Below are 15,084 nucleotides of genomic sequence, written 5' to 3' on the forward strand. Positions count from 1 at the left end.
CGGCACCCATGCAAGTCGCAGCGACGGGTCGCGACGACCGGAGCCGGAGCATCGACGGGCCGAACGCCGGCTTTAACATCTTCTACACCGATCGGCGTCGATAACCCTCGGATATGGATTGGGATCGGCAACGCGGAACGGAGGGCATGGCTCCGGCGGATGCGCGACAGCGGGGCAGCCGCTGGACGCTGCCGATCTGTGTCAGCGCGATTCTGCTGTTTATCGGCCTCGGCATCGCCGTCATCTCCGGCGTGCTCGACCATCGCTATTTCGGCGGTGCCCCGGTCGAGCGGCCGCTGGTCGTGGCACTGCTCCTCAACGCACTTCTCGTCGTCTTCGGCTGGCGGCGGCACCGCGCGGTCGAGATCGAGATGCATGGCCGATCGGCGGCGGAAGAACGCGCCAGGATGCTCGCCTCGCGCGATCCGCTGACCGGTTTCCTCAACCGTCGTTCGCTGAGCGAAGCGGGTGCCGCGCTGCTGGGTGCCGCGATGCGCCGGGAACAGGCGGTCGCGCTGATGATCGTCGACCTCGACCATTTCAAGATGGTCAACGACATGCACGGCCATGAAACCGGCGACGCGGTTTTGCGTGCGGCGGCACAAGCGATCGCCGGCGTGATGCCGACGGCCGCGCTGACCGCGCGATTCGGCGGCGACGCCTTTGCCTGCGCGTTCGTATTCGACGCGCGCGACCCGTCGACCGTCGATCATGTCGCCTCGCGCGTCATCGCCGCGCTGTCGCAGCCGATCGAGGTCGATGACCGGCGCATCCACCTGACCAGTTCGATCGGCGTCGCGCGATCCGATTTCGACGGTGCGGGCATCGACACGCTGCTGCGGTCGGCGGATATCGCGATGTATTGCGCCAAGAAATCGGGACGCGGCGGCGTCACCTGGTTCAACCGCGCGATGGAACATGCGCTGATCGATCGCAACGACATCGAAAACGGCCTGCGCCTCGCCATTCCCGCCGGACAGATCGTCCCCTATTTCGAGCCGCAGATCGACCTGACCAACGGCCGGCTGTGCGGGTTCGAGGTGCTGGCACGCTGGATTCACCCGACACAGGGCGTCATTCCGCCCGACCGCTTCATTCCCGTTGCCGAGGAATCGGGACTGATCGCCGAATTGTCGCTGTCCATCATGCGACAGGCCTTTGCCGCCGCGCGCGACTGGGACCCGACGCTCTCGCTCTCGGTCAACATCTCGCCCACCCAGCTGCGCGATGCCTGGCTGGCGCAAAAGATCATCAAGGCGACGGTCGAGGGTGGTTTCGCACCCAACCGGCTGGAGATCGAGATCACCGAAAGCGCGCTGTTCGACAACCTCGCGCTGGCCCAGTCGATCGTCGGCTCGCTCAAGAATCAGGGCGTCCGCCTTGCGCTCGACGATTTCGGCACCGGTTATTCGTCGCTCGCCCACCTGCGCGCGCTGCCGTTCGACCGGATCAAGATCGACAAGAGCTTTGTCCTCTCGCTGCTCGACAATGCCGATTCGGCGGCGATCGTGAACGCGATCATCGGCCTTGGCGCGAACCTGAACCTGCCGGTCACCGCCGAAGGGGTCGAAACCGACACCATCGCCGAACGGCTGGCCGCACTCGGCTGTGCCAAGGCGCAGGGGTGGAACTACGGCAAGCCGCTATCGATCGCCGACACCCGCCGGATGCTGGCCGCGCGCGGCCTGCTGCATAGCGGCGGCGCGGTGGAGCCCGACCTGCCCGACCTCACCAGCCGGCGTCAGGTCGGCTGAGATACGCCGCCTCCACCTCGGTCGACACCCGGCCGAGCGCGGCGTTGCGCGACGGATAACGGCCATAGCGTCCCAGCACCTCGGCATGATCGCGTGCGAATGTCAGGTTGTTGGGGTTGCCCAGCGCCTCGAAACACCGCAACGAAAAGCGCGATACCCCTGCATCCTCGCTATGCATCAGCGGCATATACAGGAACGCCCGGCGCTCCGGCGGCAAGGCGCGATCGTCGCCGCGCGCGATCCCGATCAGCGTCAACTCCAGCGCCAGCGGATCGGCCGCGAACGCCGCCGCCTGTCCGCGGAACAGGTTGCGCGAAAACTGGTCGAGCACGATCACCGCCGCGAGCAGCGTGTCGCGATCGTCGCGCCAGCCCGCCGCCTCACTGGTCAGCAATTGCCGCTGCAATGCGCCGAACCGCGTGGCGATTTCCGCGTCCAGCGCGTCGTCCTTGGCGAAATGGCGCTCGGGGCCGACCTGATCGAACCAGAAGTCGAGCACTTCGCGCGCCTGTCCGTGGACTTCCCCGGTCGCTGTCCCTAGATCGTCGCCCATGCCATCCTCCTGTGGTCTCGCCATCATAACGCTCGGCTGCCGGCTGAACATCGCGGAAAGCGATGCGATCCGTGGTATCGTCGGCGCGCGCGACGTGGTGGTGGTCAACAGCTGCGCCGTCACCAACGATGCCGTCGCCGCCACCCGGCGCGCGATCCGCAAGGCGCGGCGCGACCGGCCGGCCAGCGAACTGATCGTCACCGGCTGCGCGGCGCAGATCGACCCGGCGAGCTTTGCCGCGATGCCGGAGGTGACCCGCGTCATCGGCAATTCCGACAAGCTGAACCCCGCCGCATGGGGATCGAGCGAGCCGGTGATCGTCCGCGCGATCGAGCGCGTGCTCGACACCGCTCCGCAATTGGCCGGCGGTTTCGAAGGGCAGACCCGCGCCTTTGTCGAGGTGCAGAATGGCTGCGACCATGCCTGCACCTTCTGCGCGATCCCGGCCGGGCGCGGGCCGTCGCGCTCGGCCGATATCGACGCCATCGTGGCGCAGATCGATGCGCTGGTCACCGCCGGCCATGCCGAGGTCGTGCTGACCGGGGTCGACCTGTCGAGTTATGGCGACGACCTGCCCCACACCCCCCGGCTGGGCGATGTGGTCGAGGCGATTGTCGTCCGCACGTCGCTCCGCCGCCTGCGCCTCTCCTCGCTCGATCCGGCAAATATCGACGCCAAGCTGGTCGAATTGCTGACGAACGAGCCACGGGTCATGCCGCATGCCCATCTGTCGTTCCAGGCGGGCGACGACATGGTGCTCAAGCGAATGCGCCGTCGCCATAGCCGCGCCGACGCGGTGCGGCTGGTCGAGCGGCTGAAGAACGCGCGGCCGGATATCGCGATCGGCGCCGACCTGATCGCCGGTTTCCCGACCGAGGATGATGCGATGGCGGCGAACACGCTCGCGCTGATCGACGATTGCGCCATCGTTCACGCCCATGTCTTTCCCTATTCCCCCCGCGCGCGCACCCCGGCCGCGCGGATGCCGCAGGTGTCGCCGCCCATCGCCAAGGCGCGGGCGCAGGCGCTGCGCGACGCCGCCGGTCGCCGGCACCGCGCGTGGCTGGCCGAACAGGTCGGCAGTGTTACCGACATCCTGGTCGAACGGCCCGGCACGCGCGGGCATAGTCCCGGCTTTGCCGACGTCCGGCTTCCCCCCTGCCCGCCCGGTCACATCGTGACCGCGCGGCTCACTCACATCGAAGGCGATCAGTTGATCGGCATGCCCCTATGAGCCTTTCGTGGCACGAACGCCTGCTCGGCGGCCTGAAAAAGACCTCCGACCGCCTGACCGGCAATCTGGTCGGCCTGTCCGCCGCGCGGCTGGACGAGGCGACGCTGGACGAGATCGAGGAGGCGCTGATCGCCTCCGACCTCGGCCCCGCCACCGCCGCCCGCGTCCGCACCCGCCTGTCCGAAGGGCAGTATGAGCGTAACATGGAGGAGCTGGGCATCCGGCTGGTGGTCGCGGAAGAGATCGAAAAGGTCTTGACCCCGGTCGCCAAGCCGCTGGAAATCGAGGCCTTTCCGCGTCCGCAGGTAATCCTGGTCATCGGCGTCAACGGCTCTGGCAAGACTACTACGATCGCCAAGCTCGCCAAGACGCTGGTCGAGCAGGATTATGGCGTCATGTTGGCGGCAGGCGACACGTTCCGCGCTGCTGCCATTGGCCAGCTCAGGACCTGGGCCGAGCGGATCGGCGTGCCGATCGTCAGTGGTGCCGAGGGCGGCGACGCGGCCGGCATCGTCTACGAAGCGGTCAAGCAGGCGACGGCCACCGGCATCGACGTGCTGATCGTCGACACCGCCGGCCGGCTCCAGAACAAGCGCGAGCTGATGGACGAGCTGGCCAAGGTCCGCCGCGTGTTGGGGCGCCTGAACCCCGCTGCGCCGCACGATGTTGTCCTCGTCCTCGACGCGACGACGGGGCAGAATGCGCTCAACCAGATCGAGGTTTTCAAGGAGACCGCCGGCGTTACCGGCCTGGTGATGACCAAGCTCGACGGCACCGCGCGCGGCGGCGTGCTGGTCGCGGCGGCGGAAAAGTTCGGCTTGCCGATCCATGCCATCGGCGTCGGCGAAACCGCCGACGACCTGCGCGGGTTCGATGCGCATGAAGTGTCCCGCATCATCGCGGGCGTGGAACGGGTGCGCAAATGACGACCGACGCCAAACCCCCGGTATCGCCGCTGTTCCGCATGGCGCTCGATTACGGGCCACTGCTGGTGTTCTTCATCGCCAATTTGCTGGCGAGCAAGATCGGCCTGCCCGATATGGTCGATTCGCTGGCGCAGGTAATCATCGCCAGCACCGCCTTCATGATTGCCAGCGTGGTCGCGATCATCGTGTCGAAATGGAAGACCGGCCATATCTCGCCGATGCTGTGGCTGTCGGCGGGGCTGGTCGTGGTGTTCGGCGCGCTGACGCTGTATTTCCGCGACGATACCTTCATCAAGATGAAGCCGACGATCGTCTATGTGATGTTCTCGGCGATCCTGACCTTCGGCCTCGTGACCGGACGCCCGCTGCTGCAACAGCTGCTGGAAACCGCCTATCCGGGCCTCAGCGCGATCGGGTGGCGCAAGCTCACGATCAACTGGGCGATCTTCTTCGCGTTCATGGCCGTGCTGAACGAGGTCGTTTGGCGGCATTCGACCTGGGATTTCTGGGTCGGGTTCAAGCTGTGGGGCGCGGTGCCGCTGACGCTGATCTTTGCGGCGGCGAATATCCCGATGCTGTTGCGCCATGGGTTGCAACTGGAGAAGGATGCCCCGCTGCCGCCGGCGGACTGACCTTGCTCCCTCTCCCCTTCAGGGGAGAGGGGAAAGCCGCGAGCGCCGCGTGCATGAAAAAAGGGGCCGTCCTTGCGGATAGGCCCCTCTCCCAACCCTCTCCCCTGCAGGGGAGAGGGCTATACGGCGAATTACTTCACCGCTGCGTCGTAGCGCTGGCCGACCTTGTCCCAGTCGACCACGTCCCACCACGCCTTCAGATACGCCGGACGCGCATTGCGGTACGTGATGTAATAGGCGTGCTCCCACACGTCGTTGCCCAGGATTGGCGTGCCCTTCACCGGGGCGAAGTCCATCAGCGGATTGTCCTGGTTCGGCGTCGAGGTGATGGCGAGCTTGCCATCCTCCCCGACGATCAGCCATGCCCAGCCCGAGCCGAACTGGTTCGCACCCGCCGTGTTGAACTGTTCCTTGAGTGCATCGAGGCCACCGAACTGGTCGTCGATGGCGTCCTTCAACGCGCCCGACGGCTGCGAACCGCCACCCTTCATCGTTTCCCAGAAGAAGGTGTGGTTCCAATAGCCACCGCCATTGTTGCGCAGCTTCGCCGGCGCGCCCGACATGTTCGCCATCAGCTCTTCGATCGACTTGCCTTCGAGGCTCGCGTCTTCCGACACGGCTTCGTTCAGCTTGTCGGTATAGGCCTGATGGTGCTTGTCATGGTGCAGCGTCATCGTTTCCTTGTCGATGGTCGGCTCCAGCGCGTCATAGGCATAGGGCAGCGGGGGAAGTTCGAAAGCCATGAGGGTTCCTCCTTGGGCGTTAAGCTCTGGTCGACCGAACGAAGCATGGGCCGATCGGCTCCGGTCGTTACGCTCGGGCAACATCTAGGACGCGGGGACCCGTGCACAAGGGTCGGTCAGCCGCCCTGCCCCAATAATCCGTGGCGTTTCAGCGCGTGGCGCAACTGGTCATAGGTCAGCCCCAGCGTATCGGCACAGGTCCGCTGGTTATAGCGCGCCTCGGCCATCGCACGGGTCAGCAGCTGGCGTTCGAACCGGTTCACCCGCGTCTTGAAATCATCGCCATTGTCGTCCGCCACCTCCGGCGCGTCGCCCGCCTCGCCCGTGGCGGCGGCCGGCGGCGGCGTGCTGGCGGTGCGCGGGCGAAAGGGGGAGGCGAACGGATCGACCTCCACCAGATCGATCGGCCCCGGCCGTTCCCAGCGATAGACCGAGCGTTCGACGGCATTACGCAGCTCGCGGACATTGCCCGGCCAGCGATGCTCCATCAGCTGGTCGACGGCATTGGGGCCAAAGCCCGGCCATTCGTCGCGGCCGATCTCGGCCGCCATCCGCCGTCCGAAGAAATCGGCCAGCACCATGATATCGCCCGGTCGCGCGCGTAAGGGGGGCAAGGTAACGACCTCGAAGCTCAACCGGTCGAGCAGGTCGGCGCGGAACGTGCCGCGCTCCACCCGGTCGGGCAGATGCTCGTTGGTCGCCGCGACGATGCGGACATCGACCCGGATCGGCCGCGACGACCCGATCCGCGTCACCTCGCCATATTCAACCGCACGCAACAGCCGCTCCTGCGCACCCATCGACAGCGTGCCCAGTTCGTCGAGGAACAGCGTGCCGCCATCGGCTTCCTCGAACCGCCCGGTGCGCGCCTTGGTCGCGCCGGTGAACGCGCCCGCTTCATGGCCGAACAGCTCCGCCTCGATCAGCGTTTCGGGCAGCGCGGCGCAGTTCATCACGACCAGCGGCTGGTCCCAGCGGCCGGACAGGCGGTGGAGGCGTTCGGCGACCAGTTCCTTGCCCGTCCCCCGCTCCCCGATCACCAGCACGGGACGGTCGAGCTGGGCGGCGCGGCTGGCGCGCTCCAGTGCATCGAGAAAGGGGCCGGATTGGCCGACGACCTGGCTTGCGCGTTCCATCGCCGATGTGTGGCGTATTTTCCCAAACATTCGCAAGCGCCAAATTCGCCACGGTCACCAACCGGCGAAAAGTGACGCAAAACCGTCATTTTCTGAATTGGCACGCCTCCTGCAATGTATCTTGCAAGCCCGGTACAGGGCGCAGGCAATCAAGCTTCAGGGAGCATTACCGTGATCCGCATCAACCAGAATGTGACCGTCCGCCAATCGATCCTCAGCCTGATCGGTGCCGTCGCGGTCAGCATCTTCGCCTTCGGCGTAACGACCGCTTCCGGTCCGATCGCCACACCCGTTGCCGCAGCGCCGATGGCGTGACGGCAGGCCGGGGCGGTTCTGCCCCGTTCCGTTCCGGCCACCCCAGTTTTTCCAGGAGTAACTCGATGGGTATCTTTTCCCGCACCCGCGACATCATCGCCGCCAACGTCACCGACCTGCTCGACAAGGCCGAAGACCCCGCGAAGATGATCCGCATGATCATCCTTGAAATGGAGGAAACGCTGGTCGAGGTCCGTGCGTCCGCCGCGCGCACCATCGCCGACCAGAAGGAAATGCGCCGCCATATCGCCAAGCTGGACAAGCTGCAGGACAGCTGGACCGAAAAGGCCGAGCTGGCGCTGAGCAAGGACCGCGAGGATCTGGCGAAGGCCGCGCTGGTCGAACGGCAGAAGGCGGTCGACATGATCGAACAGCTGAACGCCGAAATCGTCGTGCTCGACGATGCGCTGCGCGCGTCGGAAGCCGATATCGCCAAGCTGCAGAACAAGCTGCGCGAGGCGCGGACCCGGCAGAACGCCATCCAGACCCGGATGGAAAGCGCCAACAACCGCACCAAGCTGCGCGAGATGTATGCCGGATCGAAGACCGCCGAAGCGTTCAGCCGCTTCGACGTGCTCGAACGCCGGGCCGACCTGGCCGAAGGTCGCGCCGAAGCGGCCGGCATGGGCCAGGGTGGCAAGTCGCTCGAGGACGAGATCGCGGAACTGCGGTCGTCGGACAAGATCGACGCCGAACTGGCCGCGCTCAAGGCCCGCCTGAACCGGGAGGGCTGAGACGATGGGCGAATTCCTGACCGCGGCGGTCGCGATCAGCGTCCTCTTCATCGGTCTGCCGTGGCTGATCCTCCACTACATCACGAAGTGGAAACAGTCGCCGACGCTGACCAACGAGGACGAGCGACTGCTCGACGACATGCACGTCACCGCCCGCCGGCTCGAAGAGCGGCTCCAGACGATCGAGCGGATCATCGCCGCCGACAATCCGGACTTCCGCCCTTCGACGCCGCGCCGGGAATATCCGGAAAGCGATTTCCGCAACAACGACTACGCACGGAGGGACTGATGTCTGGCGCACGCACCAAATTCTATGTCGACAAGGCGAATGGCAAGATGTCGGGCGTGTGCGCCGGCATCGCCGACTACACCGGTGTCGAGGTCATGTGGATCCGCATCGGCACGGTGATGCTGACGCTGGTCGGCGGCTTTCCCTGGACGGCCATCGCGTATTTCATGATCGCATGGATGGCCCCGAAGAAGCCCTACGGCCTGTATGAAAGCCGCGAGGACGAGAAATTCTGGCAGGGCGTCCGGTCGAACCCGACCCGCTCGGCATCGGAAATGCGCTCGACCTTCCGCGATATCGACCGTCGCCTTGCCGATATCGAAATGTATTATACCAGCCGCAACACCCGTCTGGCGGACGAGATCGACAGCCTGCGCTGATCCGATCCCTGCCGGGACGATTTGGGGAGAGAGACGATGAATTGGGGTGGACCGGGTTTCGTATTGGCCATCATCGCGATGGCGATGATCGCCGGTGTCGTGAAGGCATCGATCCGGGCAAAGCATGGGATCGCCAAGGAGGACGAACGCGTCCGCGGCGGCAACCCCGATGCCGAGCGTCAGGCATGGCTGATGGCGCAACAGAACGAGCAGTTGCAGGCCAAGGTCCTGCGTCTCGAAGAACGCATCGCCGTTCTCGAGCGCATCGCGACCGACCCTGCCACCCGTACTGCCCGCGAAATCGACGCGCTGCGCTAAGCTTCGAGGACCAAGATCATGCTGACCAACAATCCCGACCTCGTTCCGATGATCGTCCTGCTCGGCCTTGCCATCATGGTGGCGTGGGTCGTCACCACCTGGCTGCGCGTCAAGAACGGCTATCCGTTGCAGGGCAGCTGGGGCCAGAACGTCTACCCGGTCGCCAACGACGAGACGGTCGAACGGGTCAAGCTGCTGAGCCAGGAAAACGGCCAGCTGAAGGCCGAGCTGGGATCGATCAAGGACCGGCTGGCCAATGTCGAACGGATCGTGACCGACGGCGCCCACAGCCTCGACCGCGAGATCGAGCAACTGCGCAGCCGCGCGAACTGAAAGGACCTGTCATGAGCCCCTTTCTCATCCCCGCCCTTGCCCTGATGATCCCGATCGTCGCGATCCTCAGCAAACTGGTCTTCCAACCTTGGCTGGAGCTGAAGGAGCGGGAATTGCAGGTCCGCGGCACCGAAACCGCCGAAAAGGCCGCGCAGTACGCCGCGCAGACCGAACGGCTGGAACAGCGCGTCCGCGTCCTCGAACGCATCATCACCGACCGCGGCGTCGACCTCTCCGACGAGATTGAGCGACTGCGCGACAAACCTCTCAACTGACCCCAAGCGAAGGGACCGTCCGATGAACCTCACGCTTACCCTCGCCCTTGCCATCACCACGCTGGCCGCCGTCACGATCCTTGCGGTTACGGCGCTGGCGGGATGGCGTGGCTGGCTCTCGCTCCAGCAGCAGCGGCTGGGCGATCACGCCATGACCCAGCAGCCGACCCCCAATGCCGGCACCCGGATCGAGATCGCCGACCTGAAGGAACGCATCCGCAAGCTCGAAGCGATCGCCGCCGGGGTGGAACTGTAGGGCCAAACGCCTATAGCGGCGTCATGCAGAGCATCGACGATATCCGCGAAGAATATGACTTCCTCGACGGCGACGACCGTTACCGGCTCCTGATCGACCTGGGGCGCCAGCTGGAGCCGATGCCCGATCCCCTGAAGACCGATGCGACGCTGGTTCGAGGCTGTTCGGCATCGGTCTGGGTCTATCCCCAGCCCCGCGAGGACGGGACGCTCCACTTCCTGGCAGACAGCAACGCCGCGATTACCAAGGGGATCATCGCGCTGGTGCTGGCGACCGTGCAGGACCAGCCGGCCAGGACGATCCTCGACACCGACATCGCCGACACGCTGGCCCCGTTCGACCTGCGCAACCAGCTCAGCTCCAACCGGACGCAGGGTATTCCCAACATGATCGCGCTGATCCGGGAAACGGCGGCACGGCTGGCGTGAAGCGCCGGATCGGCTGGATCGCGGCGGCGGCGGCCGTATTCGGCATCGCGACCGCTGCGGCAGGATATCGCAACGCGCTGGCCGACCCGATCGTGCGCGACCTGCACCTCCCCGCGCCGATCGCGCCGACCTCGGTCGTGCTCCTGACCGACAGCCATGTCGCCGGCCCCGACATGCCACCCGAACGGCTGGCGCGGATCGTGGCGCAGGTGAATGCACTGAAGCCCGATGTCGTCTTGCTGGCGGGCGATTATGTGAGCGACAAGGCGGCGTCGACGCGCACCTATCCCGCACAGGCGGCGATCGCGCCCTTCGCCGCGCTCCGCCCCCGGCTGGGCACCTTTGCGGTACTGGGCAACCACGATCACGAACGCGGCGCGGCCGAGATGCGGCGGTCGCTGCGCGCGGCGGGGGTCGAACCGCTTGCCAACGACGCGGTGCGTGCAGGGCCGCTGGCGATCGGCGGACTGGACGATGCCACGACCGACCACGCCGATCTGCCGGCGACACTGGCCGCGCTGGGGCGGATCGGCGGGTTCCCGATCGTGCTCAGCCACAATCCCGATCCGTTCAAGAAGCTGTCGGGCAAGGTCGGCGTGATGCTCGCGGGGCATACCCATTGCGGGCAGGTCCGGCTGCCGATCCTCGGTGCGCTGACCTATGGTTCCAATTACGGCGCGCGCTATGGCTGCGGTGTGGTTCGAGAAAAGGGGCGGGTGCTGGTCGTCGGCGCAGGACTGGGCACCAGCGAACTGCCGATCCGCTTCGGCACGCCGCCCGATATCTGGCGGATCACGATCGGCGGCTAATCCAGCCCCAGCCGCCCGGCCACCGCGTCCAGATCGTCGCCCGGCCGCACCAGCAGCCAGTCATTCGGCCGCGCACTGTCGACCACCACCACCGCGCCCTTGGGACACACGTCGAGGCACTTCACCTCGACCACGCCCGCACGCGACTTCGGCCCGTTCTTCAGCTTCAGATGCCGGCGCAGCGCCTTGGCCAGAGGCTTGCCCGCATCACCGAACCCGCCGTTCAGCTTCTTCGAACATTTGGCGCAGACCAGCACCGCCTTGTCCCAGCGGGACCGGACACCGGTCCTCACGCCGGTTTCCAGGCCCGGCGTTCTTCCGCGACGCGCAGCACGTCATAGGCCGCCTGGATCGCGTGGAATTTCTTCGCCGCCTCGGCATCGCCGGGCCGGACATCGGGGTGGAACACCTTGGCGAGCTTGCGCCACGCGAGGCGGATCGTGTCGAAATTGGCGTCGGGATCGCATTCCAGCACCTCAAGCGCGCGCATCTCGTCGCGCGAGCGGGTGCTGTCGCCAGAGCCTGCCCAGGCATTCGAAGCGGACGCGGCATAGCCATTGGCGGTGCGACGTTCCTCTGCCTCGCGGGCCTTGGCCTCTTCCTCGTTCAGCCCCTCGAAGTAGTTCCAGCCCTTGTTATATTCCGCCGCATGCGCTTCGCAGAAATACCAGCGGTCGGGGCTGTTGGGCGATTTGGGCGCGGGGCATTTACCGGGTTCGGTGCAACCGTGGCGGTCACACAGCTTCACCGTCTGCGCCTCGCGGCCCTCGCTATAGCCGCGCCAGCGGGGAAAGCCCCAGTCGTTCGATCGCGTGTTTCGTGCCATTGCTGTCGAAATAAGCCGCCATGCGCCTCACGCAACCCATTGTCGCGCGGGAATGTCAGAGGGTCTGTAAGCCGGGTTCTGTCCACCTGAATGAAACAGGATGGGCGACCATTCCTCTTGGACGACGCTTGCGCGCCATCTCTAGCAACCAACCCGGGCAGCGGGCCGGAACATGCCCCGGAGCACTTGCGTACTCCCTGCCGCCCCTATTCGGTCTTGCTCCCGGTGGGGTTTGCCATGCCGCTGCCGTTACCGGCCGCGCGGTGCGCTCTTACCGCACCCTTTCACCGTAACCCGGCCGAAGCCAAAGGCCGTCTGCTCTCTGTGGCACTGTCCCTGAACCCCGCGTGCCGAAGCCTGCGAAGCCCGCCGGGCGTTACCCGGCACCGTCGTTTCCGTGGAGCCCGGACTTTCCTCGGCACGCTTGCGCGCGACGCGGCCGCCCGACCCTCTGACCCGGACGCCCCTAGCCGACCGGAGGCGCCGGTTCAATCGTCGCCTTGCGGCTTTGGCAGCAACAGCGCGAGGAGGAGCATCCGGCATTCGCCATCGATGATCCCGTCGACCATTTCCGGCCGGAACCGCCGCTGGAACGCGGTGACCGCGGCGGTCGCATCGGCCACGTCATAGCCGAAACGTTCGAGCGCCAGCAGGAACCCGGCATCGCTCCAGCCGGGGTCCATCAGGTTGCGGGTCGGGCGGGGCAGCGCCAGCCGCAACCGCGCCAGCCGGTTCCACGGGAACAGCTCGCCCGGGTCCTGCTTGCGCAGCGGCGCGATATCCGAATGGCCGACGACATTGCCGCGCGTGATCGCGTGCCGGTCCTTGATCTGGTGCACCAGCGGGATCAGCGCGTCGACCTGCGCATCGGGAAAGGCACGATAGCCCCATTCATGCCCCGGATTGACCAGTTCGATGCCGATCGACGCGCTGTTGACGTCGGTGATCCCGCGCCAGTGCGCCCGGCCGGCGTGCCACGCGCGCTTGTCCTCCGCGACCATGCGGTAGATCGTGCCGTCCTCGTCGATCAGGTAATGCGCCGACACCTGCGCCGCCGGATCGGTCAGCCGCGCGATCGCCGACGCCGCGTCGGTCATGCCGGTATAGTGCAGGACGATCATGGTGATCGGCAGGCTGCGTTCGCCGAAGTTCGGCGACGGCGTATCGATCATGTCCATCCCGGCCCTCCCCTCGCCCATCCTGCCCCTCGCTTGCGGCCGGACGCGGGGAAAGGCAAGCCTGCCGGGGCGGGGCTAGTGCGCGGCGAGCCGGTACATGCCGCGATAGCGTTCGGACGGGACCAGCGCGTCGCTATGCCCGATCACCGTTTCGCCCGCCCCCAGCACCAGCAGCCCGCCGGGACGCAGCACCCCCGCGATCCGCTCCAGCACCGCCCGCCGCGCCGCCGGCGACAGGTACATCAGCACGTTGCGGCACAGCACGATATCGAACTTTCCGGCCGGCATCGGGTCGGACATCAGGTTCTGCTGGCTGTATAGCAGGCGCAGCCGCAGTTCCGGCCTCGCTTCCCACAACTCGTCGCGCAGTTCGAACCAGCGCATCATCCGCCGGATCGACAGGCCGCGCTGGATTTCGAACTGGGTATAGCGGCCCGACCGCGCCCGCAGCAGCGCGCGCGCGGAAATATCGGTCGCGCGGATTTCGGGAAGCGTCATCCCGCCCTGCTCCTGCGCCTCGGCGAACAGCATCGCCAGCGACAGCGGCTCCTGCCCGGTCGAACAGGCCGCCGACCAGATGCGCAGCCGGCGCGGCGTGTCGCCCGCCATGTCGTGCGCCGCGCCGATCACCTGGTCGAGCACCGACGAATCGCGGAAGAACGACGTTTCCTGGTTCAGCAGCGCATCGACCACCAGGTCGGCCAGCCCCGCTTCGCAGCGCCCGCCCGCCGCGATCCGCGCGACCAGTTCGTCCAGCGAGGCAAGGCCGCGTTCGCGCAGCATCGGCTGCAATGCGCTGTCGATCCGCCATGCCCGCCCGGCGTCGAGCTGTTGCCCGGTACGCTGTTCCAGCAGGCTGACGATCTTGTGCGCGGCGTGGCTCATCGGGGGTGCGGCCTGCGGCATCGTCATGCGGAACGCTTTCTGCGGGCGATGAACGCGCCCAGCTGGTCGGGGGTACCGATGGTGGAGGCAAGGCCGCTTTCGGCGATGGCGCCGGGCATGCCCCAGACGACGGAGCTGTTCTGGTCCTGCACCGCGACCACGCCGCCGGCCGCGCGAATGCGTTCGGCACCGCGGCATCCGTCACGGCCCATGCCCGACAGGACGACGCCCAGCGCGCGCTGCCCGAATACCTCGGCCACCGATTCGAACATGGGGTCGACGGAGGGCATGCACCCGCTGATCGCAGGCGCGCGGTCGAGCCGGGTCGCCGCCCCGTCGGTCGTCGATACGACACGGATATGCGCGTCGCCCGGCGCCAGGATCATCCGCCCGCGCTGGATGCGCAGGCTGTCGCGCGCCACGTCGACCGGTCGCCGGGCCAGCGTCGCCAGCTGCTGCGCGAAATAGCCGGTGAACGATCCCGGCAGATGCTGGGTAATCAGGATCGGCACGTCGAGGTTGTCGGGCAATGCGCGCAACAGCGGGGCCATCGCATGAATGCCGCCGGTCGAGGCGCCGATGGCGATGATGTCGAACACATCGCCCCGCGCCGCCGAGGCGACCGCCGATCGTGGTGTCGTCGCCATCACATCGGCGACCAGCGCGGTCAGCCGATGGGCGAAATTGCCGGCCAGCGGCGACGATTCGGGCTTGGCAAGCGTCGCCGCCGCACCCAGCGCCATCGCGTGCAGCGCCGTCGGCGATCCGGCGGTGCAACTGCCCGACAGGACGATGACCCGCGCATCGGGGGCAAGCGCGGTGAGTGCCGGCAGCCCGGTCAGCCCGTCGGTCCCCGGCAGATTGATGTCGAGCAGGATCAGGTCGACCGGCCGGTCGCCCAGCACGGCCAGCGCCTGCGCGATGCTGCCGACCGCCGCGATCACTTCATAGGTGGGGATCGCATCGACGATCCGGGCGATGACGCAGCGCGTGACCGCCGAATCATCGACGATCAGGACGCGCAGCGCCCCGGATACGGACGCCGCCGGTTTGGGACAGGCCGCGACCACGTCCGTCGTC

The 15,084-nt window shown here is 66.7% G+C and carries 22 protein-coding genes and 1 other RNA gene; 14 read left to right on the forward strand and 9 right to left on the reverse strand.

The genetic code is table 11. From position 1 onward, the window contains the following. Nucleotides 1-146: 146 nt before the first annotated feature. Entirely contained in the window at nucleotides 147-1,754 is a 1,608-nt protein-coding gene (locus ASE58_RS00490) for a putative bifunctional diguanylate cyclase/phosphodiesterase (RefSeq protein WP_055816993.1), read from the forward strand. Here the strand turns inward: ASE58_RS00490 and ASE58_RS00495 are convergent. After that, nucleotides 1,729-2,307 (reverse strand): DUF924 family protein, encoded by a 579-nt coding sequence (locus tag ASE58_RS00495; RefSeq protein ID WP_055816995.1) that lies wholly within the window; start codon nucleotides 2,305-2,307, stop codon nucleotides 1,729-1,731. The two genes, ASE58_RS00490 and ASE58_RS00495, sit on opposite strands and share 26 nt — an antisense overlap. Between ASE58_RS00495 and mtaB the strand changes: the two genes are divergently transcribed. Genes mtaB through ASE58_RS00510 form a run of 3 tightly spaced genes read left to right on the forward strand, consistent with a single transcriptional unit; the run spans nucleotide 2,306 to nucleotide 5,099 of the window. Next, nucleotides 2,306-3,541, forward strand: a complete 1,236-nt coding sequence (mtaB, locus tag ASE58_RS00500; protein WP_055816997.1) for a tRNA (N(6)-L-threonylcarbamoyladenosine(37)-C(2))-methylthiotransferase MtaB — start codon at nucleotides 2,306-2,308, stop codon at nucleotides 3,539-3,541. The genes ASE58_RS00495 and mtaB overlap by 2 nt on opposite strands. Next, nucleotides 3,538-4,467 (forward strand): signal recognition particle-docking protein FtsY, encoded by a 930-nt coding sequence (gene ftsY / locus ASE58_RS00505; RefSeq protein ID WP_055761172.1) that lies wholly within the window; start codon nucleotides 3,538-3,540, stop codon nucleotides 4,465-4,467. Before mtaB ends, ftsY begins: the two co-directional genes overlap by 4 nt. Beyond that, complete coding sequence (locus ASE58_RS00510) at nucleotides 4,464-5,099, forward strand: septation protein A (RefSeq protein ID WP_055817000.1); 636 nt, start codon at nucleotides 4,464-4,466, stop codon at nucleotides 5,097-5,099. Before ftsY ends, ASE58_RS00510 begins: the two co-directional genes overlap by 4 nt. A 131-nt stretch (nucleotides 5,100-5,230) precedes the next feature. On the opposite strand, the gene ASE58_RS00515 is transcribed toward ASE58_RS00510, so the two are convergent. Next, a complete protein-coding gene (locus tag ASE58_RS00515; RefSeq protein ID WP_055817002.1) occupies nucleotides 5,231-5,842 on the reverse strand; it encodes a superoxide dismutase in 612 nt (203 codons plus the stop codon). 116 nt (nucleotides 5,843-5,958) lie between these two features. Further along, a complete protein-coding gene (pspF, locus tag ASE58_RS00520) occupies nucleotides 5,959-6,978 on the reverse strand; it encodes a phage shock protein operon transcriptional activator (RefSeq protein ID WP_055817004.1) in 1,020 nt (339 codons plus the stop codon). 171 nt (nucleotides 6,979-7,149) lie between these two features. Between pspF and ASE58_RS17710 the strand changes: the two genes are divergently transcribed. From ASE58_RS17710 to ASE58_RS00565, 10 genes are all read left to right on the forward strand, one after another. Next, entirely contained in the window at nucleotides 7,150-7,293 is a 144-nt protein-coding gene (locus tag ASE58_RS17710) for a hypothetical protein (RefSeq protein ID WP_156347546.1), read from the forward strand. 65 nt (nucleotides 7,294-7,358) lie between these two features. Beyond that, on the forward strand, nucleotides 7,359-8,027 hold the full coding sequence (gene pspA / locus ASE58_RS00525) for a phage shock protein PspA (protein WP_055761160.1): 669 nt from the start codon (nucleotides 7,359-7,361) through the stop codon (nucleotides 8,025-8,027). Nucleotides 8,028-8,031: 4 nt separating this feature from the next. After that, complete coding sequence (pspB, locus tag ASE58_RS00530) at nucleotides 8,032-8,316, forward strand: envelope stress response membrane protein PspB (protein ID WP_055817006.1); 285 nt, start codon at nucleotides 8,032-8,034, stop codon at nucleotides 8,314-8,316. Continuing rightward, complete coding sequence (pspC, locus tag ASE58_RS00535) at nucleotides 8,316-8,696, forward strand: envelope stress response membrane protein PspC (RefSeq protein WP_055761154.1); 381 nt, start codon at nucleotides 8,316-8,318, stop codon at nucleotides 8,694-8,696. Before pspB ends, pspC begins: the two co-directional genes overlap by 1 nt. A gap of 36 nt (nucleotides 8,697-8,732) precedes the next feature. Next, on the forward strand, nucleotides 8,733-9,014 hold the full coding sequence (locus ASE58_RS00540; protein WP_055817007.1) for a hypothetical protein: 282 nt from the start codon (nucleotides 8,733-8,735) through the stop codon (nucleotides 9,012-9,014). Nucleotides 9,015-9,062: 48 nt separating this feature from the next. After that, nucleotides 9,063-9,347, forward strand: a complete 285-nt coding sequence (locus tag ASE58_RS00545) for a hypothetical protein (protein ID WP_443024636.1) — start codon at nucleotides 9,063-9,065, stop codon at nucleotides 9,345-9,347. An 11-nt stretch (nucleotides 9,348-9,358) separates the two neighbouring features. Next, nucleotides 9,359-9,622: a hypothetical protein gene (locus ASE58_RS00550; protein WP_055761146.1), complete on the forward strand. Its 264-nt coding sequence runs from the start codon at nucleotides 9,359-9,361 to the stop codon at nucleotides 9,620-9,622. 22 nt (nucleotides 9,623-9,644) lie between these two features. Then, a complete protein-coding gene (locus ASE58_RS00555; RefSeq protein WP_055817009.1) occupies nucleotides 9,645-9,878 on the forward strand; it encodes a hypothetical protein in 234 nt (77 codons plus the stop codon). Between the two features lie 23 nt (nucleotides 9,879-9,901). Continuing rightward, on the forward strand, nucleotides 9,902-10,306 hold the full coding sequence (locus ASE58_RS00560) for a SufE family protein (RefSeq protein WP_055817012.1): 405 nt from the start codon (nucleotides 9,902-9,904) through the stop codon (nucleotides 10,304-10,306). Continuing rightward, complete coding sequence (locus ASE58_RS00565) at nucleotides 10,303-11,115, forward strand: metallophosphoesterase (RefSeq protein ID WP_235513440.1); 813 nt, start codon at nucleotides 10,303-10,305, stop codon at nucleotides 11,113-11,115. The genes ASE58_RS00560 and ASE58_RS00565 overlap by 4 nt, the downstream gene beginning before the upstream one ends. Here the strand turns inward: ASE58_RS00565 and ASE58_RS00570 are convergent. From ASE58_RS00570 to ASE58_RS00590, 6 genes are all read right to left on the reverse strand, one after another. Then, nucleotides 11,112-11,408 (reverse strand): (2Fe-2S) ferredoxin domain-containing protein, encoded by a 297-nt coding sequence (locus ASE58_RS00570; protein ID WP_200909269.1) that lies wholly within the window; start codon nucleotides 11,406-11,408, stop codon nucleotides 11,112-11,114. The two genes, ASE58_RS00565 and ASE58_RS00570, sit on opposite strands and share 4 nt — an antisense overlap. Further along, entirely contained in the window at nucleotides 11,405-11,941 is a 537-nt protein-coding gene (locus ASE58_RS00575; RefSeq protein ID WP_055817016.1) for a J domain-containing protein, read from the reverse strand. The genes ASE58_RS00570 and ASE58_RS00575 overlap by 4 nt, the downstream gene beginning before the upstream one ends. 51 nt (nucleotides 11,942-11,992) lie before the next feature. Next, nucleotides 11,993-12,396, reverse strand: an RNA gene (gene rnpB / locus ASE58_RS04150) — RNase P RNA component class A. Between the two features lie 33 nt (nucleotides 12,397-12,429). Beyond that, nucleotides 12,430-13,119 carry an N-acetylmuramoyl-L-alanine amidase gene (locus tag ASE58_RS00580; protein WP_055817017.1) on the reverse strand — a complete coding sequence of 230 codons (690 nt, stop codon included), beginning with the start codon at nucleotides 13,117-13,119 and terminating at the stop codon, nucleotides 12,430-12,432. A 75-nt stretch (nucleotides 13,120-13,194) separates the two neighbouring features. Then, entirely contained in the window at nucleotides 13,195-14,031 is an 837-nt protein-coding gene (locus ASE58_RS00585) for a CheR family methyltransferase (protein WP_235513441.1), read from the reverse strand. Continuing rightward, nucleotides 14,028-15,074 (reverse strand): chemotaxis protein CheB, encoded by a 1,047-nt coding sequence (locus tag ASE58_RS00590; RefSeq protein WP_082467520.1) that lies wholly within the window; start codon nucleotides 15,072-15,074, stop codon nucleotides 14,028-14,030. Before ASE58_RS00590 ends, ASE58_RS00585 begins: the two co-directional genes overlap by 4 nt. Nucleotides 15,075-15,084: the final 10 nt, after the last annotated feature.

Source organism: Sphingomonas sp. Leaf9 (genome assembly GCF_001421355.1).
In the GTDB taxonomy this organism is placed as follows: domain Bacteria; phylum Pseudomonadota; class Alphaproteobacteria; order Sphingomonadales; family Sphingomonadaceae; genus Sphingomonas.